Origin of the sequence: Salinicoccus jeotgali, from assembly GCF_039538805.1 — a bacterium.
In the GTDB taxonomy this organism is placed as follows: Bacteria; Bacillota; Bacilli; order Staphylococcales; family Salinicoccaceae; genus Salinicoccus; species Salinicoccus jeotgali.
In genome coordinates this window covers 1-3,435 of sequence record NZ_BAABCK010000048.1, presented here as the reverse complement: position 1 = coordinate 3,435, position 3,435 = coordinate 1, and the positions used below count along the sequence as shown (strand labels likewise).

Annotated in this window: 2 protein-coding genes; one reads left to right on the top strand and one right to left on the bottom strand. The window is 41.5% G+C overall.

The genetic code is table 11. The features are described from left to right. Positions 1 to 171: 171 nt before the first annotated feature. Positions 172 to 1,839 carry a Na/Pi cotransporter family protein gene (locus ABD734_RS07995; RefSeq protein WP_344703159.1) on the bottom strand — a complete coding sequence of 556 codons (1,668 nt, stop codon included), beginning with the start codon at positions 1,837 to 1,839 and terminating at the stop codon, positions 172 to 174. Between the two features lie 369 nt (positions 1,840 to 2,208). Between ABD734_RS07995 and ABD734_RS07990 the strand changes: the two genes are divergently transcribed. Further along, entirely contained in the window at positions 2,209 to 3,342 is a 1,134-nt protein-coding gene (locus ABD734_RS07990) for an HAD family hydrolase (RefSeq protein ID WP_344703157.1), read from the top strand. The last annotated feature ends 93 nt before the right edge of the window (positions 3,343 to 3,435 follow it).

The window sequence follows — 3,435 nt, the reverse complement described above, 5'->3', positions numbered from 1 at the left end:
GTCCGTGGTAATATGGGTGTAGGTCATGCGTGATCACTCCTATGATTTTCTTTGGTCGGAAAACTCATTTTGAGTGTATCACGCGTGACCCTTTTTAGGTGTCTAGCTTAATTTTACAATCGGCGTTATAAAATAAAAACGCACATCGGCAAGAGCCGATGTGCGTTTATTCTATTCAAAGATTGTAAAATCTTCCGCCAGATCTTCGACATCATCATTGAGATTTGTCTCAGAAATATTGCGTGCATTGTACCCTATGCGTTCCAAAGTACTGATTAAGTCTACGTATAATAGGCCACCATCGGTTGAACATAGTCCTTTGTTCAGACGCTTGACGTGCTGTTTTCTAAGTTTGTTCTCGATCTTATAGGATTTTTGGCTGAGTCTGATGACTTCCTCCAAATCTTGTGGGCTGTAAATATCGAGCGATTGGACTGCCTTGCTGTAAGATTTATAGACATGTTTGAATAGGTCTTCCAAGCCCTCTTGTGCTGGCTCGGTCAGAACGATCTTTTCACGGAATTTTTTGTTGTAAAGGTCTGTATAGTCATTGATCTGATCTGTCGCCTTGTAGAAGATGCGGGTTACTTCGAGCAACGTTGATTGCCTCTCTGCATCTTCAGGGGAAATGTCGTACTTGGATGCATCTATCAGATACTTTCTGAGTGCATCTTGAAGTGTATCGACTACATTTACTTTTTCTTTGATCTGCTTATACATCTTAGGATCATTATTTTCACTGAATTTTTTTGCATCATCCAGTATGCTTATCGTAAGGTTTCCAAGGTTTTGAACTTCCTTTTGGGCACCTTGCAAAGCGAGACCTGGAGACCGCTTCAATAATAGTGGATCAAGATGGTTCGGTTTGTAATCCTCGGAAAAGTCCCGTCCCGGTACGATGCGGGTTACAATCCAGGCAAGGAGTGCAATGAATGGTAGTTGGATAAGCGTATTGGTGACGTTGAAGAAGCCGTGGGCAAATGCAATCGTCATTTCCGGATTCAGTTGGAGCACTGACTGCAAGTAAGATATCAAGCCGATAAAGAGCGGCATGGCGATCAGAAATATTGTGCCACCAATCAAGTTGAATATAACATGCACAGCTGCAGCTCTTTTTGCTGCAATAGAACCGACGAGTGCGGCAAGCACAGCTGTAATGGTTGTCCCTAAGTTATCTCCGAGCAGTACCGGCAATGCTGCACTTAGATCAATCAGATCATTGCTGAATAAACTTTGTAAAATACCAATAGTGGCACTCGAACTCTGTACGATGACCGTCAATACTGTTCCTACTGTTATACCGAGCAGCGAATTGGATGACATGTCAATCATGAGGTTTGTAAACCATGGGTATTCTGCCAATGGCTTCATTCCCTGCCCCATCAGGTCAAGACCATAGAATAAAGCACCAAACCCGAAAAGTATCCGTCCGATATTATGTGCTTTAGGGTTGTTTTTCAGGAAGAAGATAAGGAAAGCACCCACTGCAAGAATAGGCAAGGCGTAATCACCAATCTTCAACCCGATTATAAATGCTGTAACTGTCGTCCCTATGTTAGCTCCCATTATGACACCAATGGACTGACGCAATGTCATGAAACCTGCTGATACCAGACCAATAGTCAGAACTGTGGTTCCTGTACTGGTTTGAATCAAGATTGTAACTATTATACCAGCGAGTATACCTTTTATAGGATTTGAAGTCATGCGGTTGAGTATCTCTCGCAACCTGTCTCCGGCTGAAGCTTGTAAGCCGTCGCCCATCTGTTTGATGCCGTAAAGAAAAATACCAAGTCCGCCTGCGAATAGGAAGATGACTTCCATCGGACTGAGTTCCATAATTATTCCTCCAACCAGGTACATAGTACCTTACAAAGTTTTTACTTTTAAGAGTGCTGATCCATTTGTGGTTACGCCTTACATTATAAAATGAAAGATATTAAAATGCATTAGGATAAAAAAATTAATCTGAGTTAAAATCTTGTATTTGAAGGGAAGCGCGCGTTCATACGATTAAAATCAAAAATATTAAATATTCACAAAAGATAAAATACTGTTGTGTATATGGTATCTTAAATTATACTTTTACTAAAGGTAAAGCTATAATGATGGAGACTATTCAGATCATCTGAAGTATCGTCGACAACTACTTGGTGATATGAGAAACTTAATCTTATATCATATGACTAGAGACGGGGAGGATAAATTGTGACTGTTGTATTGTTTGATGTAGACGGGGTATTTTTAAGTGAAGAAAGGTGTTTTGATGTATCGGCACTTGCGGTCCATGAAATGCTTTATAGTCCAAGGTACCTAAACCTTGACCAACAGGAGTTCAAAACAGATTATAATGATCATCAGATTAAACAGATACGTAATGAAATATTTATCGACGATGCAGTTTTGAGCCGCTTTAAACAGATGGGGTTGAATTCCAACTGGGATATGCTGTTCATCACTTTCTCTATTGTATATATAGATCTGATTGAAAAAGCCGGCATCAACCCATCGAATATAGACCTTGCAGACCTCCAGGGTATGGGTGAGATGCTAGGTTCCGAGCGACCTGATTATTCCAAAGTACTGGCATTTCTACAAAAAGAAGGGTTCAAAAAAGAAACTATCTTTGATGCTTTGCAGGAATATGCAAAAGAACATTTGGGTGTTGAAGACGTGTCGGCATTTGGTATGTCCGGGTCTATTTGGAGAACAGGCCAATATAAATACCAAGAGTGGTATTTGGGGAGCAGGGACGTCAAAACTTCAACTGGAATTGAAGCGGAGGAAATGGATAAAACTGGATTTATTCATGATGAAGAATGGATTGTACCACCGGAAGACCTTCGGGGTATGCTGAACAGGCTCCTGGAGGCGGGTGTTGAGATTGGAGTGGCTACAGGAAGGCCACGTCAGGAGACACTGATCCCTTTCAATCAGGAGCGCTTGATGGATATTTTCAGAAGCAACAAAATTTCTACAGCATCTGAGGTTTTGGCAGCAGAGACAGTTGAAGGTGTAGGGATATCCTTGGCAAAACCGCATCCATACAGTTACTTATGGACACTGTATGGTCATGATGAAAATCATTTTTTTGATGCAGTGAACAAAAAGAATAATGTCGATGATACCGTGATTATTGTGGGAGATTCTGTTGCGGACTATTATTGCGCCGAAGCAATTGGAGCTGAATTCATTGCGACTTTAACAGGTCTGACGGGGCGTGAAGTGATTCCGACTTTTGAGGCCTTGAATGTAGATGAGGCCCAAATGGCCGAGACAGTGCTTGATGTTGAAGAAATCATTTTAAAAAGGGGCTGGGACATAAAGGCCCCTGAACACTAAGAAAAATGGCGATCCATCCCGATAAAGCGGATGGATCGCCATTTTTTGTGTCTGCTTCCAAAGCAGTGCGCATCATTCGGTTGAACTTCCCGA